The organism is Pseudomonas fluorescens, from assembly GCF_902497895.1.
GTDB lineage: Bacteria > Pseudomonadota > Gammaproteobacteria > Pseudomonadales > Pseudomonadaceae > Aquipseudomonas > Aquipseudomonas fluorescens_BP.
Genome location: NZ_CABVHQ010000088.1, coordinates 1 through 19,827 on the forward strand (window position 1 = coordinate 1; position 19,827 = coordinate 19,827).

Consider the following 19,827-nt stretch of genomic DNA (forward strand, 5'->3'; position numbering starts at 1 on the left):
AGGGCGTAGCAGCTGTCGAGTAGAACGAGGCAGCGTCCGGCTGCGAAGCAGCCGAAAGACCCTGCACCTCGGTGTTTCAGATAAACCGCGAGCACAGGTTTTACGAGGACTCCGTCCTCGGACGCTGCCTCGTTCCACTCGACAGCTGCTACGGGAGTTCTAGCCTTTCGAGATGTGTAGATACCCATGCCCGATGGGCAAAGGCGATCCGGATTGACTATGATTGGAGCCCATGACGCCCTCTTTGCAGATCCGACAACCCTGTCCACCCGGCGCCTGCATCTGCGGGCGTGAACGGCTGCTGGACACACCCGCCGCCGATCTGCGCATCCTCAGCCTGACCCGCCAGGAGGAAAAGCGCCTGCTCGAGCGCCTGGAAAATCTTCAGAGCCTGACCGACCTCGAGCATCTGCAACGACGAATGTACGAGCAGCTAGGCATCCGCCTGGAAATCGCCCCAAGCTTCAACGAAGTTCGAACCATGCGCGGCATCCGTATTCAGATCGGCGAACTGACCGGCCTGTGCCGCAAGACCCGCCAGTCGATCCCGGCAGCGATTCGCCGCGGGCTGGAGAAGCGTCCGGACATTGTCTACAGCCTGCTCAACGCCCACGACCTTTTGCGTGATGCCTGAGGCACCCCAAACCACCAGGCGAAGGCGACCCACTCCGGGTCATTCGTAACGTGCCTACGGAACCAGCGGCCATTCGGCCAGCGCCCGATAACGGCCTTTATGCGACTCGAACAGGGTGAAGTGTCGGGCAATCAGGTGAAAGTCGGGTGGAGTACTGGACTCCGGGACAGGTGCGCGATAGTCGCGCATCAAGGTCAGATGAGGGCGAAATTCCCGGGGGGCGTCCACAAACCCAAGCGGTAGCAACGCCTGTTGCAAGGCATAGACCAGCTGGCGCAATTCCAGTGGCTCCTGCGCTGGCGCGAGTAACAAAACACCGGCCCGTCGCCAGACATCCAGGCGGTCGAGCGGTACAGCCAACTGCTCGCCTGACGTTCGAACGCCTGCGACGGCAGCGCAGATGCCCGGAATCTGCGTCACGGCGACCGATCCCAGAAACATCAGGGTCAAATGAAAATTGTCCGCCGGCACCGGGCGTCCGCTGCTTAGTCCCAGCGCGTTGCGCCATTGGGCTATGGCCCGGCGTTGTGCGGAGGCGCAGGGCAAGGCGAAAAACAAACGCTTGAGCGGTTTGTCCTGCTCACGAGATTCATAACTCATTCCTTGCACCTCCAGGTTGGATCAGCGCGGCGAATGCGATGCCATGAATCGCCCAGGTAGTCCCCGGTTAGCCCCCAGGTTTATCGCACCGTATTACTACAACCTTTTTTTACCTTTGTGCCACCATCAGGGAACTCCTGGCACCTGACAGGCATCCTAAAATATAGGGTACATCCTTTAGGCTTCACGCTTTCCGAGGACACCGTCATGCGCCGCACACTTCTAGTCTCTTCGCTACTACTCTGCCTGCCCTTTGGTTCGGCCATGGCCGACGTGGATGCGAAAGATGTCGCCACCTCGGCAGGGGTTTCTGCATCGCTGTACTCAACCTTCAAGGATGACAAACTGGCGATTCCCGCCCGCGATGACGCTTCCAGCTTTATCGCCAGTGGCGGCACGATTCGCGGCGTCTATCTGGAGTCAGTATTGAACCGGATTCGCCACGAAAATCCAGGTCTGAACGCCAGCGACGAAGAGCTGGCCAAAGCGATCCTCATTCAAAGTGAGCTACCTGCTGGACGCTAGAGGTGCGCGCAGGTCAGGGATGGTGCTTCTGTCCGGCAGCCTTGGATCCGCAGCTGGCATTCCTGCGGCACCTGAAATGCCTCTGTAGGCCGAAGCCTCCTGATAAAACTTATCAGGAGGCTTCGGCCTTATTCTCTCGGCCTTGAGCAGGGAATCCTGCTCGATGCTCATCCGAACCCTTGGCACCCAGCTCACGGCAATGTATATACCAAGTATCTACAATTTACTTGCACTATCTATGCCTGGTATCTACAATGTATCTACATTGTGAGAGGTGCTTATGGAAGTCAAAATTCAGCAATGGGGCAACAGTGCAGCCATTCGCCTGCCCGCCACCGTACTCAAGCAGATGAGTCTGGTCAGCGGCGATGTGCTTATGCTCGAAGTGTCTACCGAAGCGATGACACTCAAACCGGTTAAAGCCAAGCCGCATTACCATCTGGCCGACCTGATGGCGCAATGCAATTTCGACGCACCGGAACCGGCAGAGCTTGCCGACTGGAATGCAATGCAACCTGTAGGGCGTGAAGCGTGAAGCGTCCAAAACTCAATCGTGCCGATATTGTTCGCCTGAACTTGAGCCCCACGGCTGGACGTGAGCAGCAAGGTGATTTTCGGCCAGCGCTGATCCTCACCCCTGCCGCCTACAATGCCTCCGGCCTTGCTGTCATTGCCCCCATCACGCAGGGTGGCGACTTTGCGCGGTATGCAGGGTTCGCAGTGCCTTTGAGCGGTACAGGCACCGAGACGCAGGGCGTTGTCCTATGCAACCAGATTCGCACTGTTGACCTGGAGGCCCGAGGCGCAAAGCGCATTGAGGCGGTCCCCGAGGTCGTGATTGACGATGTTTTGGCTCGCGTTCAGGCATTATTCGAGTAACAGGGAAACCGGCATCAGTCCAAATGACTGAGGATCTGATGCGCCAGACGAACCCGAGCCTCGTTCGGGTAATTCTTGTTGGCCAGTATCACAATGCCAAGCTGCTTCGCCGGAATGAAGGCGACGTAGGCGCCAAAGCCATTGGTTGAGCCGGTCTTGTTGATCCAGACCGCCTGTTGCGCAGACAGCGCCGGGATCAGTTCGGTGGCGAGCTGAGTCTCGTAGGCCATCTTGTCGGAGTTGCCTTCCAGTAACGATTCCAGCGTGACCGGGTAGCTGTATTGCTCCCAGATCAGGTCCTGGGTCATCGGCCCGACCTTGAAGTAACCGGTATGGGTATCGGAAATCGCGCGCTTGAGCCTGGGGTCTGTCTCGGCGAGGTTCAGGTTGGCCTCGACGAAGCGAATCAGGTCTTGCGAACTGGTTTTCACCCCGTAGGCTTCGGCCCCAAGCACCCCGGGGTTCAGCCTGACGGGCGCATCCTGCTTGTTATAGCCCTGCGCATAGAGCGCCATCTTGCTCGCCGGCACATTCAGGTAGCTGCCGCTCATGCCGAGTTTCGGGAAGAGCCCGGTCTCCATCGCCTCCTCGAAGGGCAGGTTCATGCTCTTGGCCGCAATCATCCCCAGCAAGCCGATACTCGGGTTGGCATAGGTTCTGTGAGTGCCCGGGGCGTATTGCGGCTGCCAGGCGTTGAAGTAATCCATTAACTGCTGGTTGTTCTGCACCTCGTCGGGGACCTGCAGCGGAAAACCGCCCGCCGTATGGGTTCCCAGGTTAATCAGCGTCGCCTTGTCCAGTTGGCTGCCCTGGAGCTGCGGCAGGTACTTGCCTGGGTGGTCGGTCAGTGAGAGCTGGTCGTTGGCCTGAGCGTAGGTGGCCAGGGTCGCGGTGAACGTCTTGCTGATCGAACCGATCTCGAACAAGGTTTCACGGCTGACCTTTTGACCGGTTTCCTTGGAGGCCACGCCGTAGTTATAGAATGTTTGCTGGCCATTGGCGGTCACCGCGATGGCCAGGCCGGGAATCCCATGCTGCTGCATCACCGACCGGGCGGCGTCTTGCACCCGCTTGTCGGTATCTGCCTGTTGCGTACTCGCAGTGGCGAAGGTGCCGGAAAAGACCGTGCAGGCAAGGAAGAGAAACGGTGCGCAGCGCTTTCCATTCGGGCGCATTTCGGCTGTCCTTTGGAGGTTCTTGTGGGGAGGCAAAAATTACCACGTAAATGTATTTTTTCAGAAGCATCCCTATAACCGGATGTTTCGCAGTTCATGGAAATTACCCATACGCTGCGCGTCATAAAAGGCCGTTTTCGGCCAGAAGTGGCTGCGCACAAACATCCCGCAGGCAACCACGCAACCAGCGATGCGCCAGATCGGCGTCCTGCCGCGGATGCCAGAGCATTGCGACGGTGAACGTCGGCACGGAGAGTGGAAGAGAGAAGCTGTGCATTGCGCTGCGCAGGTTGGCGGTGTGCCGTTGGGGAACACTGGCAATCAGGTCGCTGGCCCGGGCGAGCGCCAGCGCGGTGGAAAAGCCCGGGACCATCGTCACTATCTCCCGCGCCAGCTCAAGCGACTTCAGGGCGTCATCAATAGGTCCCTTGTCGAGCCCCCGTCGGGAGACGCTGATGTGCCTGCCAGCCGCATAACGGGCGGGAGTGATCTCGCCCTGGCTCAGTGGGTGCCCCGTGCGCACGACGCCAATGAAACGGTCGCGGAACAAGGCTTGGGTCCGCAGCTCCGGGCTAGCGGTTTTGCCCACGACACCGGTTTCCAGGTCCACGGTCCCGTCGCGAAGTGGCGTGCTGTCTTTATCAGGCTTGGGCACGAAGCGCAGCCGCACGCCAGGCGCTTGTTCGCCGACCCGCGCAATGAGGTCCGCTGCGAAGTTCTCCACGAAGCCGTCGCTGGTACGCAGCGTGAAGGTTCGGACCAGCTGTTTGAGGTCGAGCTTCTCGATCGGGCGTAGAACCGCTTCGGCGTCTTGCACCAGCTGCCTGACCCGCTCACGCAGTTCCAGCGCTCGGGGGGTGGGAACCAGACCCCGTCCGGCTCTGACCAGCAGCGGATCGCCCGTTGTTTCCCGCAAGCGCGCCAGTGCCCGACTCATCGCCGACGGACTAAGGCGCAACCGCTGCGCCGCGCGCGCAACGCTGCCTTCTGCGAGCAGCACATCCAGGGTGACCAGCAAGTTGAAATCAGGTATCGACATGCAGCGCTCCTGGCACGGAGTGATTGTGATATGGCGTCAAACGCACGAATAAAGTGCAAATGCTGCGCCTTCCGCCATGCTATGCGCAGGCGTAGATTTCTGACAGCTCTACTTTGAGAGCCGCCAGAAAAGAGGGACATGATGAAGTCAACTATTGCTGTAGCGGATGCCGCGCAACGGACTCCTTCAGTTCGCTGGGCGCTGGTCAGCCTTTCGTTATCCATGTTGCTGTCCTCGCTCGGCACCAGCATCGCCAATGTCGGCTTGCCGACCTTGGCACAGGTGTTCAACGCCTCCTTCCAGGAAATCCAGTGGATCGTCCTCGCTTATCTCCTGGCCATCACCACCCTGATCGTCAGCGTTGGACGGCTCGGTGACATCATCGGCCGACGGCGGCTACTGCTGACTGGAATCGCCTTGTTCACGCTGGCCTCGGCCCTGTGTGGCTTGGTGCCCTCGCTCTGGTTGCTGATTGGCGGCCGGGCGCTGCAGGGTCTCGGCGCAGCGATAATGATGGCCCTGACCATGGCCTTTGTCGGCGAGACGGTTCCCAAGGCCAAGACCGGTAGCGCCATGGGAGTGCTCGGGACGATGTCCGCGACTGGCACCGCTCTGGGGCCGACGCTCGGGGGAGTGCTGATCGCCGGACTCGGCTGGCAGGCCATCTTCCTCGTCACCGTACCCCTGGGTCTCCTGGCTTTTGTGCTCGCCCATCGCTGCCTGCCCGCCGATCGCCAGCGGCAGAAAACCGATCGTGCCGGCTTCGACCCGCTGGGCACCTTGCTGCTGGCTCTGACGCTCGCGGCTTATGCGCTGGCCATGACCCTTGGCCGCGGCAGTTTCGGTCCGCTGAACATGGCCCTGCTGTTGGCTGCTGTGGTCGGCACCGGTCTGTTCGTGCTGGCCGAGACGAGAGTCGCCTCACCCTTGATTCGCTTGACGATGTTCCGCGATCCAGGGCTCAGTGGCAGCCTGGCCATGAGTGCGCTGGTCTCGACGGTGATGATGGCGACGCTAGTGGTCGGGCCCTTTTATCTCGCCCATGGGCTCGGGCTTGACGCCGCTCTGGTTGGACTTGTCTTGGCGGTCGGGCCGTTTTTCGCTGCGCTGACCGGGGTGCCCGCAGGTCGTATTGCCGACCGCTTTGGCGCCCGGCGCATGACCATCGGTGGGCTTATCGCAATGGCGTCCGGTTGCCTCGTTCTATCGGTGATACCGGAGACGCTCGGCCTCTACGGCTATATCGCCCCCATTGTGCTCATCACCATCAGCTATGCACTCTTCCAGACCGCCAACAACACCTCGGTCATGACAGATATTCCCCCGGACCAACGGGGCGTCATCGCCGGCATGCTCAACCTGTCGCGAAACCTGGGACTGATCACCGGGGCATCCGCCCTGGGCGCGGTGTTCGTGTTCGCCTCGGCGACGATCGACATCACCACGGCGCGTCCCGAGGCCATTGCCAGCAGTATGCGGATCACCTTCGCCGTCGCGCTGGCGCTGATCGCTGCTGCACTGGTCATCGCTCTTGGAAGCCGTGCTCCGGCAGCGCGCCCGTTTCTGCCTGGAGACTTGATGCCACGACGACCGAGATGAACAGCCTATCGAGCCGTTCCGGCGCGAGGTTTATAGAAGAGAAATTTTCCGGTCTCGGAGGTCCTGATGTATTTCCTGGCCCAGCGGGGCCTGACGTTCCTGTCGTGAAAATACAATGCACCACGGGTTCGGTCGGTCAGTTGCCGGTTGAGCGCTTTGCGCGCTATCTCCTTGGCAATGGTGTACTGGTCGTCCTCCACGACTTGATCCGAACGCCCATCGCACCACCACGAAAACTGGCAGGTTCTGGTTTCGACGCCTTGCTTGACCACCCTGCAAACCGTATCCGGAAAACCCTCATGGCCTACCCGGTTCATGACCACGCTGGCGACGCCTTCCATGTCGCCCGGTCTCCCGCCTTTGGCTTCCCAGTAAATGCTGCGTGCAAGACAGGTGATTGCATCGTCCAATGCCGATGCGCCCGCAGGATCGACCGCTTGCACTTCCGATTTGGTGATGGCCCCGGCCGTGGGCACAGGCGCTTCGCTCCCCGTTGCGGCTTTCTGCTCCAGGACCTGCGCCTTGTCTTCAGCCACTTCGGCTTTTTGCTGCTGCTCAGCCGCGATCGCCTGACCACCAAGGAGGGTTATTACGAGGCAGATTGCTACCCATATAAGGCGCATGGTCAAACCTGAGTGAAGGGCTACTTCGCACTACTTATTCAACAGAGTAGTAGCAAAAACATTCCCGCACACCGCCAACGAATTCTGTTTCGAGGTGAAAAAGGCATTGCGCTGGGTGGGGCGAAATCGCGCATCATGGGCGCAGTCAGCTCAAGGGAGAGTTACATGCGCGTCCTGTCATCCGTTATGCATCTTGCCGCGTTGTCGCTGGCACTGGTGTTCGCCGCCCCTGCCGTGGCGACCGAGGAGACGCAGCTGGTCCAGTCGATCAACGCCTACCGCAGCCAGGTGCAGCGCTGCGCGGGTCAGGCGTCTCAGGAGCTGCCACCGCTGTCGGCCGATCCGCGTCTGGTCCTGTCCGCCAACAATATGGGGGACCTGCAGCAGGCGCTGGCGCGGGCGAATTATCCGATGGTCAACGTGCAGGCGATCAGCTTGTCCGGGCCGCGTGATGCGCAGTCGGCCATGAAAGCGGTGCAGGAGAGCTTCTGCCAGGTGGTGCTGGACTCGCAATTCGTCGATATCGGCGTGAGCCAGGAGGGACGTGAGTGGCGCATTGTGCTGGCGCGTCCGCTGTTGACCGGGCGCCTGGGCGACTGGCAGGCGGAGGGACAGAAGCTCCTCGAAACGATCAACACCGCTCGCAAGCAGCCGCGCCAGTGCGGCACCCAACCCTTTACCGCCACGACGCCACTGACCTGGAACGCCTCGCTGGCGACGGCGGCCGAGGCCCATACCCGGGCCATGGCCAATAACAACTTCCTCGATCACAAGGACCGCGACGGTCGCACGCCAGGCGATCGGGCTGAACTGGCAGGCTACAGCGGCCAGCAGATCGGCGAGAACATCGCCGCCGGGCAAGACACCGTGAGCAAGGTGGTCGATGGCTGGCTGGCCAGCCCCGGTCACTGCGCCAACCTGATGAACCCACAGTTTCGCGAACTGGGTGCGGCCTATGCGGTTGATCCGAAGAGTGACGCGGGGATTTACTGGACGGCGATGTTCGGTGCGCAGTGAGGGCACTGGCATGATGAGTACGACAAGGGCTGATCTGAAATATTCTGCGTTGGTGCGGCTGCCTATCGCGAGCAAGCTCGCTCCCACATTTGGTTTGGGTACATCCGCGGGAGACAGGTTGGCTGTCAGGCCGCATCGCGAGCAAGCCCGCTCCCACAGGGATTTGTGTTCTGGATCACTATCCCGTGAACGACACAAAACCTGTGGGAGCGAGGTGCAGAGCAACGCAGTGAAAAAGGTCAAGGCGACCATTTTCAGGAACTGTCGAAGGTTTCCTTACACCGGAGAGATCGTGGCAAGGGCACCAATCAAGATGGTTAACACCAGAAATCCACCCAGGAAAATTGCCATCTTAGCCATTTGGCCTCCTAAATTTAAATTTGGCGGTACAACAGATGCTGCGAAATGAGGTGGACTTCATTGATCGTCTCGGACGCCGCTCAAGTGGCCGGGTCGCAGAGTCATTGTAGGGCGGTGGCCGGGTTCGCTACAGACGCAGATAGCAACGAAAAATACAGATCAGTGATACGGGTCGGCCTGTTTGCCCGGCCTTCCACACCGTCCGCTTACAGCATCCCCCCGCTGCCCAAAACGCAAAACCCACCCACAAAAAAGCCCGCTGACCGTCACCGGTTCAGCGGGCTTTTTACTGCGGACCCAAGCGATCCAGACGCCTCACCATTACCGGCGAGGCATCTTTTTACAGAGCCATATCACTCGCAGCATTCTCTTTTTGCGCCTTAGGCTTCTCAGTCGCAGGAACAGCAGGAGCAGGAGCAACCATCTGACCCATCACCGGCGGCGGATCCAGCTGCAGAACCTTGGCGGTATACGCCCACTCCTGAGCCACACGCTCCGGACTGCCGTTCAGCTGGGTATCGTAGCTCGGCACGATCTGGTGCAGCTTCGCCTGCCACGCAGGGCTGGCAACCTTGTCCTTGAACACCTTCTCAAGCACGGTCAGCATGATCGGAGCCGCGGTCGACGCGCCTGGCGATGCACCCAGCAAACCGGCGATGCTGCCGTCCTGGGAGCTGACGACTTCGGTGCCCAGTTTCAGGACGCCGCCCTTCTCTTCGTCGCGCTTGATGACCTGCACGCGCTGGCCGGCTTGCCACAGACGCCAGTCTTCAGCCTTGGCGTTCGGGAAGTACTCTTTCAGAGCGTTCAGGCGGTCTTCATCCGACAGCATCAGCTGCCCGGCCAGGTATTCAACCAGTGGGTACTGCTCGATGCCCACCTTGGTCATCGGCCAGGCGTTGTGCAGCGTGGTGCTGGTCAGCAGGTCGAAGTAGGAACCCTGTTTCAGGAACTTGGTGGAGAAGGTCGCGAACGGGCCAAACAGGATTACGCGCTTGCCATCCAGCACGCGGGTGTCCAGGTGCGGAACCGACATCGGCGGAGCGCCGACCGACGCCTTGCCGTAGGCCTTGGCCAGATGCTGCTGGGCGATAGTCGGGTTCTCGGTCACCAGGAACGAACCACCCACAGGGAAACCGGCATATTCCTTGGCTTCAGGAATGCCTGACTTTTGCAGAAGATGCAGTGCACCACCGCCCGCGCCGATGAACAGGAACCTGGCGTCGGTTTCGGTTTGCGTGCCGTCTTTCAAGTTCTTGTAGGTGACGCGCCAGGAGCCGTCGTCATTGCGCGTGATGTCTTGCACTTCGCTCGACAGCTTCAGCGAGAACTTCGGCGTGGTTTGCAGATGCGCAACGAATTGGCGGGTGATCTCGCCGAAGTTGACGTCGGTACCGAGCGGACTCCAGGTAGCCGCGACCTTTTGCGCCGGGTCACGCCCTTCCATCATCAGCGGAACCCATTTCTTGATCTGCACCGGGTCTTCCGAGTACTGCATACCCGCGAACAGCGGGCTCGCCTGCAGGGCTTCGTAGCGCTTCTTCAAGAACTTGATGTTGTCATCGCCCCACACAAAGCTCATGTGCGGTGTGGAGTTGATGAACGAACGCGGGTTCTTCAGAACACCGTTCTGAACCTGCCAGGCCCAGAATTGACGGGAGATCTGGAAGGCTTCGTTGATCTCGATGGCTTTCGGAATCTCGACCTTGCCGTTCTTGTCTTCCGGCGTGTAGTTCAACTCCGCCAGGGCGGAATGGCCGGTGCCTGCATTGTTCCAGCCGTTGGAGCTTTCTTCGGCGACGCCATCGAGGCGCTCAACCATTTCCATCGACCAATCGGGTTCCAGCTCATTGAGCCAAACGCCCAGGGTCGAACTCATGATGCCACCACCGATAAGCAGCACATCCACTTTCTTGGTCTCGGCCGCGTACGCGGAGCTGATCCCGATCGACAAAGCCAGCCCTAGCAAGGCCGTGTTCACTTTTCTAAACATTTGTAGCACCTATGATAAAACGCCATCCGCCCCCCCATCCTCATTCATCGGGCCCCTGATTCACGGCACGCAGGCACATGCCGTGGGTTCCCGCACTCATAAGGACTGGAGGGTGAGCACACAAGGCCGACATGACACGATCGACCTCACTTTTATGTCTTTCCTGCGCTGACTTCTTATTCATATTGGCTTCAGCTACTTGAGCGACATTGTTTCTGTTGGTACCTGGTCGGACGCAGGAATCGGTCCGACCAGGTTGGCCGACGGTGAAGCTCAGGTCTGATTGCCTGATGACTTGCCATTCCTCGAAGGATTTCGGCAACCGACGACCATTTATTCGCGCATAGAATATCACGCCCCGCTATACCCGCGCGGCCGTCCCCGGCTCAACTCCAGCAAGGGCTTGCCGATCATTCATCTCCCAGGCGTTGCAGCACAAAAGCCTTCGCGTTGCGCGTCATCTGGTCGAGATGCCGGTCACGCTGCTTTTCTGCATCGAGCATCGCTCTCTTTCCGTGTTTGTGCAGAAGATAGGTATGAATCTGCCGCACCTCGAGGGAGCTGTAGATCGGTGCAACGTCCAGCAGCCCCATCAAGCCGTCAGTACTGTGATCACGGGTATTCATCAGCACCTGAGTACCGCGCACGCCCACCACCTGAAACCCCATCGATTCGAACCAGGGGACCTTGGCAATGGAGCACGTCAGCTCGGCATGTGGGTATCGGCCAACCATTTCCCCCAGCATCGCGCGCGCGACTCCACGGCGCCGATGGCTGGCGTGCACCGCCATATAGGCGACGCCGCATGCCTCGGGATCGTCCTTGACCGGCAGATACAGCAAAAAGCCTATGACCTTCGAAGGGTCCTCATCGTCCGAGGCGACGAGCAATTCCACAGGAATCCCTTTCGACCCGCCGAGCGCCTCCAGGTAGAGATGAACCTCGTAGCCGATAGCATATTGATACACGTTGTACAGAAGGTTGCTCGGCGCGATCGCCACCATGCTGATGTCGGTCAAGTAGTCGACGACCATCTGCAGAATCTGGTTGTTGATGTGCTCGGGGCACTGGGTTTCAAAGTGGCTGATCTGGGGCATCGAGTTGCTGACTCCGAGGGTTGAGGCTTGCCCGTGACATGAAGAGTTCGCGCAGGGCCTGGCCATCATAACTCGTCGGGTGGCAACTCATTCCCTGAAGCCCGCCACCACGCGGGCTTTTTTGTTGCCTGCTACGCTTGTTAGTGTGCCCGATTGGGCGGCCTTTACCCTATGTTGCCTGCTCACGACGGCCAATATGGCAAGCACTATTGCTTGCCATCGGGAGGCAGCATGAAACATCTGAATGTTGTTGTCTTAAGCGTCAGCCTCAGTCTCTTTGGAATCAGCGCTGCAAACGCTGACGAGGTGATTTCCCGGCAAGGCGATAGAACGGTTGGCGCAGGGTTTGGGGCTGGAACCGGGTTGATGGTCGGGGGCGCCGCAGGAGGACCGATAGGCGCACTGGTAGGAGCAGCCATCGGATTGGTGGCAGGAACCGGCGTGCAAATTGCTGTCGGGCAGGAGGGGCAGGCCTACAAGGTTCGTAGCAGCTCCGGCGAAGAACGAGTTGTTCGGTCTCCGCACGAAGAGTTCACTATTGGGCAACAAGTCGAAGTCAGCGGCACACGATTGCACGCTACCACGCCCTGATCAGGCCTTCGTAGGCTGAAGCCTTGAGACAAGCCGTCCGGCATGAAAGACCAGTCCCGGGATCATCGGATCTCGGGACCGGGCAGGCTCACAATGACTAAGCTTTTGAGATTGACCCACGTCTCCCAAGGAGGTTTCTGTGAGCGCCGCTCCCCTGTCCGAACTCGATGCCGCTCTGCCCGGTTTGGCCCGCAAGATCCGCGTGCTGGATGCCTTGGCCTGGCCGGATGGGGTCGAGGAAGTATTCCTGGCGCGATGGCGCGCCGGGCATGCAGAACTGCCCAAGATCGAGCTGCGCCCGCGCGAGCACGGCGCCGACATCGCCGCCCTGGAAGCCTTTATCGGTCGCTGCGATGAGGGGCATCCGGCCGGGAGCTACCTCGCCATGACGGCGCGCAGCTACGCGACGGCCGGGCGCATGCTGGGTGCCATTGGCACACCCGACTTCACCCGGTATTCGTCAGCGCTGTACCGACGCCCCGACTTCTACTACCCACGCCTGAAACTGAGCATGCTGGACGCGGCTCACTTCTTCCTCAAGACCACCGACGCCCTTCTCGGTGGTGCGCGGATTCCACCGAGCCCGGCCGAGATCCCGGCCGAGGTCTTCGCCGCCTGGATGCAGCCGGAACTGGATCGTTTCTTCGGCCCGGGCCGGATCACGGTGGTGCTCGATCCGACCCTGGCCGCCAAGGCCATCGCCGGGGCGAGCCGCATCCGCCTGCGTGCCAGCGCCCTGTTCACTGAACTGGACAAGAGCCAGCTACTGCAGCATGAGGCCTTCGTGCATGTCGCCACGGCACAAAACGGCGCACTCCAACCCAACCTGAAAAGCCTGGGCCTGGGTGCGCCACGCACGACCCAGACTCAGGAGGGCATCGCCACTCTGGCCGAGCTGTTCACCGGCAGCATGGACATCAACCGCCTGCGTCGCCTCGCCCTGCGCGTGCTCGCGGTCAAGCAAGCGCTGGATGGCGCCGATTTCATCCAGGTATTTGAAGGTTTTCTCGCTGCCGGTCAGTCGCAGGAAGAGTCCTTTCGTTCGACCCAACGGGTTTTCCGCGGTGCCGACCTGCGCGGCGGTTCCGCGTTCACCAAGGATGCCGCCTACCTGACCGGTTTGCTCGGCGTCCATACCCTGCTGCGCATCGCGATCCGCGACAACCGGCCGGAACTGGTGGGCCATCTGTTCGCCGGGCGCCTCAGCCTGGGTGATACCGTGCGCCTGGCCCCGCTCTTCGAGTCCGGCTGGCTCCAGGGGCCGGTCCATCTCCCGGCCTGGGCCGCCGATCTGCGGTTGCTCGCCGCCAACCTGGCGTTCTCCGCCTTTATCGCCAGGATCAAACTGGATGTGCTCGACCTGGAGGTGCTCATGGCCTTCGCCGACGAGCATGAAGCCGATGCCAGCGCCTGAGACCGACGCAGGGTTGCGCAGGGCAGCTCATCCAGCCGGTCGCACCGACGTGTTGAGAGCCACGGCGGCGCAGTCATGCACGTGGAAGATCCGATAATTGGTACTCGATACCGGGGCGCTGATCCTTGCCGGCGCTCAGACGCCAGACCTAGCCCAACCAGATTTGGAAATTCCGGTGGTGCTTGAGATACATAGATCAGCTCTCAGAGGAAATGATTGAGTCGTGACTGGATTCAGCAGCTAGTTTCAATCGGTCAGCTTTACTAATGTATTTAGACTTGCTTGATGGTGCCAATTTGGCACTAGCCTTTTTAGCGTGAGCCTTTAATAGCTGCTTTATTTTTTTACGACGATTCATGTTTTTCTACTCGGCTTGTAAGTTCTTGAATGATGTCAGCTTAAAATATTGAGCCAGATCCCCGTGGCGCGCTTTTAGTGCATAAAGTTATAGATAAGCAGCGCCGCTAAGTGCCATTTGTGTCTGATAACGTTCCTTGTTCATTCGTAACTCCTTGAGCGGCTTGAGTGCCGCTTTAGCCAACGCGAAAGACTGCGGGGAGGAAAAGCCACATGACTACAGAGCACATTAGGGAATCACGTGCATTGTGTCCATGGTCCTCTTCTGGGTCGATAGCGGTCTGCCCAATGCTGGAAAATGCCTAGGCCCGTACCTCCGGTCAGCACTAGCGCCGTGCTCTGTTCGGGGCCAGCTCGTCGGTGCAGTTGGCGCTGGGGGTCAAGCTAAGGTCCGCTGCACCCGTACGCGCCTTTCGTTTAGCCGCAGGCTCTACTACGGTAGTTACAAAACCATTTGTCCAACCCAGGAGCGCAGCTCATGTCCAGAACCCTCTTTCTAACGTTCGCCGGCCTGGTCCTGTGCGCCAGCCAAGCTATGGGGGACACCCTTAAGATCAGCGTGATCGGCGCCGGTAACGTCGGCGGTACGCTTGGCACTCTATGGGTAAAGGCTGGCCACTCTGTGATGTTTTCGTCACGCCACCCCGAGGAGCTGGCGGACCTGGTCAAGACCGCCGGCCCAAACGCTCGGGCGGGCTCGGTAAGCGATGCCGCGGCATGGGGCGATGTGATCGTGCTGAGTGTTCCCTACAAGGCAATGCCGGCGCTGTCCGAACAGCTGAAGGGCAAGCTGGACGGCAAGGTGGTGCTCAGCACCAGCAACCCATTCAGCGACCGTGACGCAGACGTCGGGCGCAAGGCGCTGGATCAGGGAGTAGCCTTGGCGGACCAGCAGTACCTGCCGGGTGTGCACCTGGTGCGGGCGTTTAACGCCATAGGCTACGCATCAATGAAAAGCCAGGCTGGCAAAGACAAGGCGATTCCAACCTTCGCCGACGACGCCCAGGCCCGGGACCTGGGCGCCCGGTTGGTGCGCGACGCCGGATTTGTACCGGTACTTCTACCGCTGGCGCGGGCTAATGAGGGTTTGCCGGGCGGCCCGGTCAGCGGCGTTCTGAGCGAGGCCGAACTCAAGCACAGGCTGGGCCTCTAGCGGGTGCATCCCGCCGAGCGCGGGGCTGATTTTCGGCATTGCGGCTGTCTGCAAAGTTGCCTCGCGATGGACTTGTAGCCCTTGATCCAACGCCTTCGGCACGAATCATGCATAATCCAATAACACTGAGTCGGTCCTGACTATGCGGATGACACTTTTGAAGTGAGCCGTTTCAGTGGCTGCCCCGATAATCGAAAGCTTACTAATGAAATGTCGAGGGTTCAGCATGACAAGCGCAGCTCAGGTCAGCCCCAAAACGCTGAAAAAAGTGATTGTCGCCGCCGCCATCGGCAATTTCGTCGAGTGGTTCGACTTCGCCGTCTACGGCTTTCTGGCGACGACCATCGCCCAGCAATTTTTCCCCAGCGGCGATGCTGGCGCCGCGTTGCTGAAAACTTTCGCGGTGTTCGCCGTGGCCTTTGCCTTCCGGCCTCTGGGCGGGATTTTCTTCGGCATGCTCGGTGACAGGATTGGCCGCAAGAGAACCCTGGCCATGACCATCCTGCTGATGGCGGGTGCGACTACCTTGATCGGGTTGTTGCCCACTTATGCCGCTATCGGGGTCATGGCGCCGATCCTTCTGACCCTGATCCGTTGCGCCCAAGGCTTTTCCGCCGGGGGCGAATACGCAGGCGCCTGTGCCTATCTGATGGAGCATGCACCCAACGATAAAAGGGCTTGGTATGGCAGCTTCATTCCGGTATCGACATTTTCCGCCTTCGCAGCGGCAGCCGTAGTGGCCTACGCACTCGAGGCGTCATTATCGACCGAAGCCATGGGTAGCTGGGGCTGGCGCCTGCCGTTCCTGATTGCCGCGCCGCTGGGCCTGGTTGGTCTGTACCTGCGCTGGAAGCTGGATGAAACCCCGGCTTTCCAGGCGGTTACTCAGGAACATGCGATTGCACATTCCCCGCTCAAGGAGACCTTGCGCAACCATGGCGCGGCTATCTGTTGCCTGGGTGCCTTCGTGTCGCTGACGGCGCTATCGTTCTATATGTTCACCACCTACTTCGCTACCTACCTGCAAGTCGCGGGCGGTCTGAGTCGCGCAACAGCGTTGCTGGTATCGCTGATTGCATTGATCTTCGCAGCGGCGATCTGCCCGCTGGCCGGGCTGTATTCGGACCGGGTCGGGCGTCGGGTTACGGTGATGACAGCTTGCGCTCTGTTGATTGTGGCGGTGTACCCCTCGTTCCTGATGGCCAGTTCCGGCTCGTTCGCAGCGTCCATCGTCGGCGTCATGCTCTTGGCGATTGGCGCGGTGTTGTGTGGCGTGGTAACCGCGGCCTTGCTCTCGGAAACCTTCCCCACCCGTACTCGCTATACCGCGTCGGCTATCACCTACAACATGGCCTACACCATTTTCGGTGGCACCGCGCCGCTGGTGGCGACGTGGCTGATCAGCACCACCGGCAGCAACCTGTCGCCAGCGTTCTATCTGATTGCGGTTGCGTTGCTCGCGCTGGCCGGAGGTTTGGCGTTGCCGGAGACTTCAAGGATTTCCCTGCATGATATTCCGACGGGGGAGAATGGCGTAGGAGTGGACGCTGCGGCCTGAGGGTTTCAAGATCCTGGAAACAGAAATGTCTCCGGGATTTTTTATGCGCTGATCAAAGCGGCCCCACCGTCGGCTGTCGGCGAGACCGAATCAGGGTTTCCGAGCGCAGCTCATTCATTCAGCCGGTCGGGTGCGAACGCCCGGTCGCACCGACGTGTTGAGAGCCACGGCGGCGCAAATGAGCGCCTTCAACGCTGTTTCATCAATCCTGTCGCCCTCACGGAGATCAATGGCACGTCGGGTGTTGCCTTCGAGGCTGGAGTTGAAGAGACCTGAGGGGTCGTCCAGCGAGGCGCCTTTGGCGAAAGTCATCTTCAGCACATTCTTGTACGTCTCACCGGTGCAGATGATTCCGCCGTGCGACCACACCGGAACGCCCCTCCACTTCCATTCCTCGACCACTTCGGGCTCGGCCTGCTTGATCAGCGTCCGGACCCGAGCGAGCGTCTCGCCCCGCCAATCACCCAGCTCCTTGATTCTCGCATCTATCAGCTCAGAGGCAGAGCCTCCCCGCTCTCCTTCCTTCAAGCCGATCGTCTCCTTCTTCATGGTGGTTGTTGCCTCTTCATGGTGGTTGTCGCCCGCCCGCCACTTGAGTATCGCTGACTGACGGCTTTGTTCCATGCAATCAATGACCGCTATGGGTCGAGCGCCTCTGCGATTGGTAGTGGGTGAGGTCAGAAAGAATGCGTTGAGCGCAAAACCGACGGCAACGAGGATCATTCTTGGGGATGGGTAAGCGAGTGATTTGCTTGCGCAGAAATCGCTACTGCTTGATAGAGGTGTTCGCCAGGTAATTCGCCATTGCCGTCAATCGGCGTCGGGTAGCACGCTCGAACAGCCAGGCTGCCAATCCATTGAAGCACCTGCCCAGCCAGCGCGGCCGCAAGCGCAGGCTGAAGGTGTACACAAGCTCCGAGCAGCCAGCATCGGTATCACGGTGATGCATCGACGACGCCCACCATTCAAAGGGGCCGGCAGGCTCGACGATTATCGCGGCAGCCAGCGTTCCGGGCACATAGTTGACGAACCGTGTGCGCATTGAAAACAGGCGAGCCAGGCCACGTCCCGGGTTAATGCTTATCGCACCGATAAAGGGATGGGTATGGCCGCCTTCTATGGCCGCATGGCGTAGCAACGTATCCCAATGCCGGCGTATGTCATGGTTATGAAATGCTTCGAACGCCTGAGCGGCTGATGCTGGCATGTCCATATGGATTCGTCTTCGAGGCAAAGGGACTCCGCTGCTGCGCTTGCGATTGAGCTGTGACTGTAACAGGCAGGGCCGGTTCTTGAGCTACAGGCCTGGCTGATAACTGAAAGTCGAGTATCCGCTTACCCCAACACTTCAACCCACTGCCCCGGCGTCATCTTCGTCACCATGATCATCACGATCACAAACATCCCGAAAAACCCGCAAACTCCCATCCAGAACCATTTCCTGTAAACGGACCTGTACTCATCATCGAGCCCCTCCCCCGTCTCTACCGCGCTCGACGCCATCAGGTGCAGGCGCTTTTGCAGCAGCAACACCGGAAGCCAAAGCGAACCCACGCAAAGGAAGATAATCAGCGACGTCAGAACCCATTCGGTGGTCAGGGGAAGTCCCGCAAGCCTGACCAGCAGGTAGCCTGTCGCGATCTGGATGAAGCCTGCCGGTGTGGTAATCCAGGTGTCGAACCGCACGACCATTCTGGCCACGTGCACGATCACTTGAGGGTTGGCCGTGCGGCTGGCGGCGATCAGGTAGAGGTAGGAGCCCATGCCGAATCCGAACAGAAAAATGGCGGCGATGACATGGACGTACTTCAGGCACAGATAGAGCATGCTCAGCTCTGCTCGTCAGAGAAGTGCACGGACAAATGCAGATTCGCCGGATCGTTGATAGCGGCCATATATTCATCAAGGGTTATTACGCCCACGCAGGCTCGAGCGCCGGGTTCGGGCAGGTACCCCTGGACGATCTTTGCGGCCAGGGCAACGGCGGCACAGCTCGGGATTTGCGGGCCCTTGTCATTCATGGCCGTCAGTTGCACGCTCATGGACAGCGGCTTTCCTTCAACCCCGATGCCCTGAACGTCGAGGTACATCGCGCTGTTGCCATCACCGAATCGTTCGAACCAGCGCCCCCACCGATGCAACCTGGCAGCCCATGGGGCATAGTCGCGAACCAGGCCCATTCTCAGAGCCTGGGCAAGCAGGTAGTTGGCCACACCGCCGAGCTTCAGGCCCGATCCAGCCTTGAAGCCCAGGGTTTGGGCGCTATAACGGCTGGCGAAGATATCGATGTCCGGCACGTCGACATTGGCCAGGACTCGAATGCCCAGATGTTGCATCTTGCGTAGCGTCAGGCCCTGCCAGCCCGAAACCTCGTGCACCTGGCCATTCTTGCTGCTTGATCGGTTTACCCGCGTAGGCGAGCACGCCTTCGACGGTCGATAGTCCCGGCATCCTGGCCGAAGAGGAAATGCCGTGTTCAATCGAGTCGATGCGTTTAAAGCGATACCGGTGCTGATCGATTATTGCCGCCGATAGCGTCGGCACCGAACTGCAACCGCTGAGGATGACCACTCCCGCCTGCTTTGCTCGTGCGTCGAGCGCGCCAATGCCGGAGACAAAGGTGCGGCCGTCAGACAGGTCACAGTAGCTGACGCCCGCATCCATGCAGCCCTCAGCGACTGCATAGGATTGCCCCTGAAACGGGCCGCCGGTATGGATGACCAGATGGATGCCCATCGCGCCCAGGGCAGACTTGAACGCAGTGCCCATGGCATCGCCGCACCAGCTTTCACAGACGGTGCCCGACTGGGCTTTCAATTCATCGACTTTGCGCAATAACTTGCGTGGGTCGCGCCCCGCGATCACCAGCGCTACGCTTGGCATCACGACTAAATGCCTGCAAACGATGCTGCCGAAGTTTCCGTAACCGCCAATCACCATCACCTTGAGCGTCATTCAACTCTTCCTTGAACCATACGTTGATGCGATCAACTCGCCCGAGATGGGCATAAGTATCTACACCACTTTGAAATACGGTGAAGGACTACGCCCGTAGCAGCTGCCGAGCCTGCGAGGCTGCGTCCGGCCGCGAAGCGGTCGTAAAATCAGGCAACACGCTTTTTCAGGTAAACCGCGGGCACAGGATTTGCGACGACTGCGTCCTCGAACGCAGCCTCGCAGGCTCGGCAGCTGCTACGGATTCAGCCCTACGCC

General features: G+C 59.8%; 20 protein-coding genes and 1 pseudogene. 10 read left to right on the forward strand and 11 right to left on the reverse strand.

The features are described from left to right. Window positions 1-232: 232 nt before the first annotated feature. The gene (locus F8N21_RS27450; protein WP_150645116.1) at window positions 233-634 is read left to right on the forward strand and encodes a hypothetical protein; all 402 of its coding nucleotides are present in this window, start codon (window positions 233-235) and stop codon (window positions 632-634) included. Between the two features lie 54 nt (window positions 635-688). Here F8N21_RS27450 and thpR read toward each other — a convergent pair whose 3' ends face one another. Then, the gene (thpR, locus tag F8N21_RS27455) at window positions 689-1,234 is read right to left on the reverse strand and encodes an RNA 2',3'-cyclic phosphodiesterase (protein ID WP_150645117.1); all 546 of its coding nucleotides are present in this window, start codon (window positions 1,232-1,234) and stop codon (window positions 689-691) included. Window positions 1,235-1,441: 207 nt separating this feature from the next. On the opposite strand from thpR, the gene F8N21_RS27460 reads away from it, so the two are divergent. The 3 genes from F8N21_RS27460 to F8N21_RS27470 all read left to right on the forward strand — a co-directional run bounded on the left by F8N21_RS27460 (window position 1,442) and on the right by F8N21_RS27470 (window position 2,638). Beyond that, window positions 1,442-1,759: a DUF2388 domain-containing protein gene (locus F8N21_RS27460; RefSeq protein ID WP_150645118.1), complete on the forward strand. Its 318-nt coding sequence runs from the start codon at window positions 1,442-1,444 to the stop codon at window positions 1,757-1,759. A 280-nt stretch (window positions 1,760-2,039) separates the two neighbouring features. Further along, window positions 2,040-2,294 carry an AbrB/MazE/SpoVT family DNA-binding domain-containing protein gene (locus F8N21_RS27465; protein ID WP_150645119.1) on the forward strand — a complete coding sequence of 85 codons (255 nt, stop codon included), beginning with the start codon at window positions 2,040-2,042 and terminating at the stop codon, window positions 2,292-2,294. Beyond that, window positions 2,291-2,638 carry a type II toxin-antitoxin system ChpB family toxin gene (locus tag F8N21_RS27470; protein WP_150645120.1) on the forward strand — a complete coding sequence of 116 codons (348 nt, stop codon included), beginning with the start codon at window positions 2,291-2,293 and terminating at the stop codon, window positions 2,636-2,638. Before F8N21_RS27465 ends, F8N21_RS27470 begins: the two co-directional genes overlap by 4 nt. Window positions 2,639-2,652: 14 nt before the next feature. On the opposite strand, the gene ampC is transcribed toward F8N21_RS27470, so the two are convergent. Both ampC and F8N21_RS27480 read right to left on the reverse strand, forming a co-directional pair. Beyond that, window positions 2,653-3,813 carry a class C beta-lactamase gene (gene ampC, locus F8N21_RS27475; protein WP_150645121.1) on the reverse strand — a complete coding sequence of 387 codons (1,161 nt, stop codon included), beginning with the start codon at window positions 3,811-3,813 and terminating at the stop codon, window positions 2,653-2,655. Between the two features lie 121 nt (window positions 3,814-3,934). Continuing rightward, the gene (locus tag F8N21_RS27480; protein WP_150645122.1) at window positions 3,935-4,852 is read right to left on the reverse strand and encodes a LysR family transcriptional regulator; all 918 of its coding nucleotides are present in this window, start codon (window positions 4,850-4,852) and stop codon (window positions 3,935-3,937) included. A 141-nt stretch (window positions 4,853-4,993) separates the two neighbouring features. Here F8N21_RS27480 and F8N21_RS27485 point away from each other — a divergent pair, with 141 nt between their 5' ends. Further along, a complete protein-coding gene (locus F8N21_RS27485; protein WP_150645134.1) occupies window positions 4,994-6,451 on the forward strand; it encodes an MFS transporter in 1,458 nt (485 codons plus the stop codon). Between the two features lie 5 nt (window positions 6,452-6,456). Here the strand turns inward: F8N21_RS27485 and F8N21_RS27490 are convergent, their stop codons facing one another. After that, entirely contained in the window at window positions 6,457-7,074 is a 618-nt protein-coding gene (locus F8N21_RS27490; protein ID WP_150645123.1) for a cell wall hydrolase, read from the reverse strand. Window positions 7,075-7,239: 165 nt separating this feature from the next. Between F8N21_RS27490 and F8N21_RS27495 the strand changes: the two genes are divergently transcribed. Then, window positions 7,240-8,091 carry a CAP domain-containing protein gene (locus F8N21_RS27495; RefSeq protein WP_150645124.1) on the forward strand — a complete coding sequence of 284 codons (852 nt, stop codon included), beginning with the start codon at window positions 7,240-7,242 and terminating at the stop codon, window positions 8,089-8,091. Between the two features lie 700 nt (window positions 8,092-8,791). Here the strand turns inward: F8N21_RS27495 and mqo are convergent. Together mqo and F8N21_RS27505 are read right to left on the reverse strand one after the other, a co-directional pair. Beyond that, window positions 8,792-10,444 (reverse strand): malate dehydrogenase (quinone), encoded by a 1,653-nt coding sequence (gene mqo, locus F8N21_RS27500; protein WP_150645125.1) that lies wholly within the window; start codon window positions 10,442-10,444, stop codon window positions 8,792-8,794. A gap of 410 nt (window positions 10,445-10,854) precedes the next feature. Beyond that, window positions 10,855-11,541, reverse strand: coding sequence for a GNAT family N-acetyltransferase (locus tag F8N21_RS27505; RefSeq protein ID WP_150645126.1), 687 nt, complete (start codon window positions 11,539-11,541; stop codon window positions 10,855-10,857). A 231-nt stretch (window positions 11,542-11,772) separates the two neighbouring features. Between F8N21_RS27505 and F8N21_RS27510 the strand changes: the two genes are divergently transcribed. After that, complete coding sequence (locus F8N21_RS27510; RefSeq protein ID WP_150645127.1) at window positions 11,773-12,132, forward strand: hypothetical protein; 360 nt, start codon at window positions 11,773-11,775, stop codon at window positions 12,130-12,132. 139 nt (window positions 12,133-12,271) lie between these two features. Next, complete coding sequence (locus F8N21_RS27515) at window positions 12,272-13,546, forward strand: flavohemoglobin expression-modulating QEGLA motif protein (protein WP_150645128.1); 1,275 nt, start codon at window positions 12,272-12,274, stop codon at window positions 13,544-13,546. 196 nt (window positions 13,547-13,742) lie between these two features. Here the strand turns inward: F8N21_RS27515 and F8N21_RS27520 are convergent, their stop codons facing one another. Continuing rightward, the gene (locus tag F8N21_RS27520; protein ID WP_150645129.1) at window positions 13,743-13,904 is read right to left on the reverse strand and encodes a DUF2986 domain-containing protein; all 162 of its coding nucleotides are present in this window, start codon (window positions 13,902-13,904) and stop codon (window positions 13,743-13,745) included. 477 nt (window positions 13,905-14,381) lie between these two features. On the opposite strand from F8N21_RS27520, the gene F8N21_RS27525 reads away from it, so the two are divergent. Both F8N21_RS27525 and F8N21_RS27530 read left to right on the forward strand, forming a co-directional pair. Next, window positions 14,382-15,056 carry an NADPH-dependent F420 reductase gene (locus F8N21_RS27525; RefSeq protein WP_150645130.1) on the forward strand — a complete coding sequence of 225 codons (675 nt, stop codon included), beginning with the start codon at window positions 14,382-14,384 and terminating at the stop codon, window positions 15,054-15,056. A 226-nt stretch (window positions 15,057-15,282) separates the two neighbouring features. Continuing rightward, the gene (locus F8N21_RS27530) at window positions 15,283-16,614 is read left to right on the forward strand and encodes an MFS transporter (protein ID WP_150645131.1); all 1,332 of its coding nucleotides are present in this window, start codon (window positions 15,283-15,285) and stop codon (window positions 16,612-16,614) included. Between the two features lie 114 nt (window positions 16,615-16,728). Here F8N21_RS27530 and F8N21_RS27535 read toward each other — a convergent pair whose 3' ends face one another. From F8N21_RS27535 to F8N21_RS27550, 4 genes and pseudogenes are all read right to left on the reverse strand, one after another. Continuing rightward, window positions 16,729-17,163 (reverse strand): DUF1801 domain-containing protein, encoded by a 435-nt coding sequence (locus F8N21_RS27535; protein WP_150645135.1) that lies wholly within the window; start codon window positions 17,161-17,163, stop codon window positions 16,729-16,731. A gap of 217 nt (window positions 17,164-17,380) precedes the next feature. After that, window positions 17,381-17,848 (reverse strand): SRPBCC family protein, encoded by a 468-nt coding sequence (locus F8N21_RS27540; protein ID WP_150645132.1) that lies wholly within the window; start codon window positions 17,846-17,848, stop codon window positions 17,381-17,383. A gap of 101 nt (window positions 17,849-17,949) precedes the next feature. Beyond that, window positions 17,950-18,441: a DUF2269 family protein gene (locus F8N21_RS27545; RefSeq protein WP_150645133.1), complete on the reverse strand. Its 492-nt coding sequence runs from the start codon at window positions 18,439-18,441 to the stop codon at window positions 17,950-17,952. A gap of 2 nt (window positions 18,442-18,443) precedes the next feature. Beyond that, window positions 18,444-19,569: pseudogene (locus tag F8N21_RS27550) on the reverse strand (saccharopine dehydrogenase NADP-binding domain-containing protein). Window positions 19,570-19,827: the final 258 nt, after the last annotated feature.

Bases quoted from the DNA above. Each gene is read 5' to 3' on its own strand.
- F8N21_RS27450 (WP_150645116.1), top strand. From the start codon at position 233: ATGACGCCCTCTTTGCAGATCCGACAACCCTGTCCACCCGGCGCCTGC.
- thpR (WP_150645117.1), bottom strand. From the start codon at position 1,234: ATGAGTTATGAATCTCGTGAGCAGGACAAACCGCTCAAGCGTTTGTTT.
- F8N21_RS27460 (WP_150645118.1), top strand. From the start codon at position 1,442: ATGCGCCGCACACTTCTAGTCTCTTCGCTACTACTCTGCCTGCCCTTT.
- F8N21_RS27465 (WP_150645119.1), top strand. From the start codon at position 2,040: ATGGAAGTCAAAATTCAGCAATGGGGCAACAGTGCAGCCATTCGCCTG.
- ampC (WP_150645121.1), bottom strand. From the start codon at position 3,813: ATGCGCCCGAATGGAAAGCGCTGCGCACCGTTTCTCTTCCTTGCCTGC.
- F8N21_RS27480 (WP_150645122.1), bottom strand. From the start codon at position 4,852: ATGTCGATACCTGATTTCAACTTGCTGGTCACCCTGGATGTGCTGCTC.
- F8N21_RS27485 (WP_150645134.1), top strand. From the start codon at position 4,994: ATGAAGTCAACTATTGCTGTAGCGGATGCCGCGCAACGGACTCCTTCA.
- F8N21_RS27490 (WP_150645123.1), bottom strand. From the start codon at position 7,074: ATGCGCCTTATATGGGTAGCAATCTGCCTCGTAATAACCCTCCTTGGT.
- F8N21_RS27495 (WP_150645124.1), top strand. From the start codon at position 7,240: ATGCGCGTCCTGTCATCCGTTATGCATCTTGCCGCGTTGTCGCTGGCA.
- mqo (WP_150645125.1), bottom strand. From the start codon at position 10,444: ATGTTTAGAAAAGTGAACACGGCCTTGCTAGGGCTGGCTTTGTCGATC.
- F8N21_RS27505 (WP_150645126.1), bottom strand. From the start codon at position 11,541: ATGCCCCAGATCAGCCACTTTGAAACCCAGTGCCCCGAGCACATCAAC.
- F8N21_RS27510 (WP_150645127.1), top strand. From the start codon at position 11,773: ATGAAACATCTGAATGTTGTTGTCTTAAGCGTCAGCCTCAGTCTCTTT.
- F8N21_RS27520 (WP_150645129.1), bottom strand. From the start codon at position 13,904: ATGAATCGTCGTAAAAAAATAAAGCAGCTATTAAAGGCTCACGCTAAA.
- F8N21_RS27525 (WP_150645130.1), top strand. From the start codon at position 14,382: ATGTCCAGAACCCTCTTTCTAACGTTCGCCGGCCTGGTCCTGTGCGCC.
- F8N21_RS27530 (WP_150645131.1), top strand. From the start codon at position 15,283: ATGACAAGCGCAGCTCAGGTCAGCCCCAAAACGCTGAAAAAAGTGATT.
- F8N21_RS27535 (WP_150645135.1), bottom strand. From the start codon at position 17,163: ATGAAGAAGGAGACGATCGGCTTGAAGGAAGGAGAGCGGGGAGGCTCT.
- F8N21_RS27545 (WP_150645133.1), bottom strand. From the start codon at position 18,441: ATGCTCTATCTGTGCCTGAAGTACGTCCATGTCATCGCCGCCATTTTT.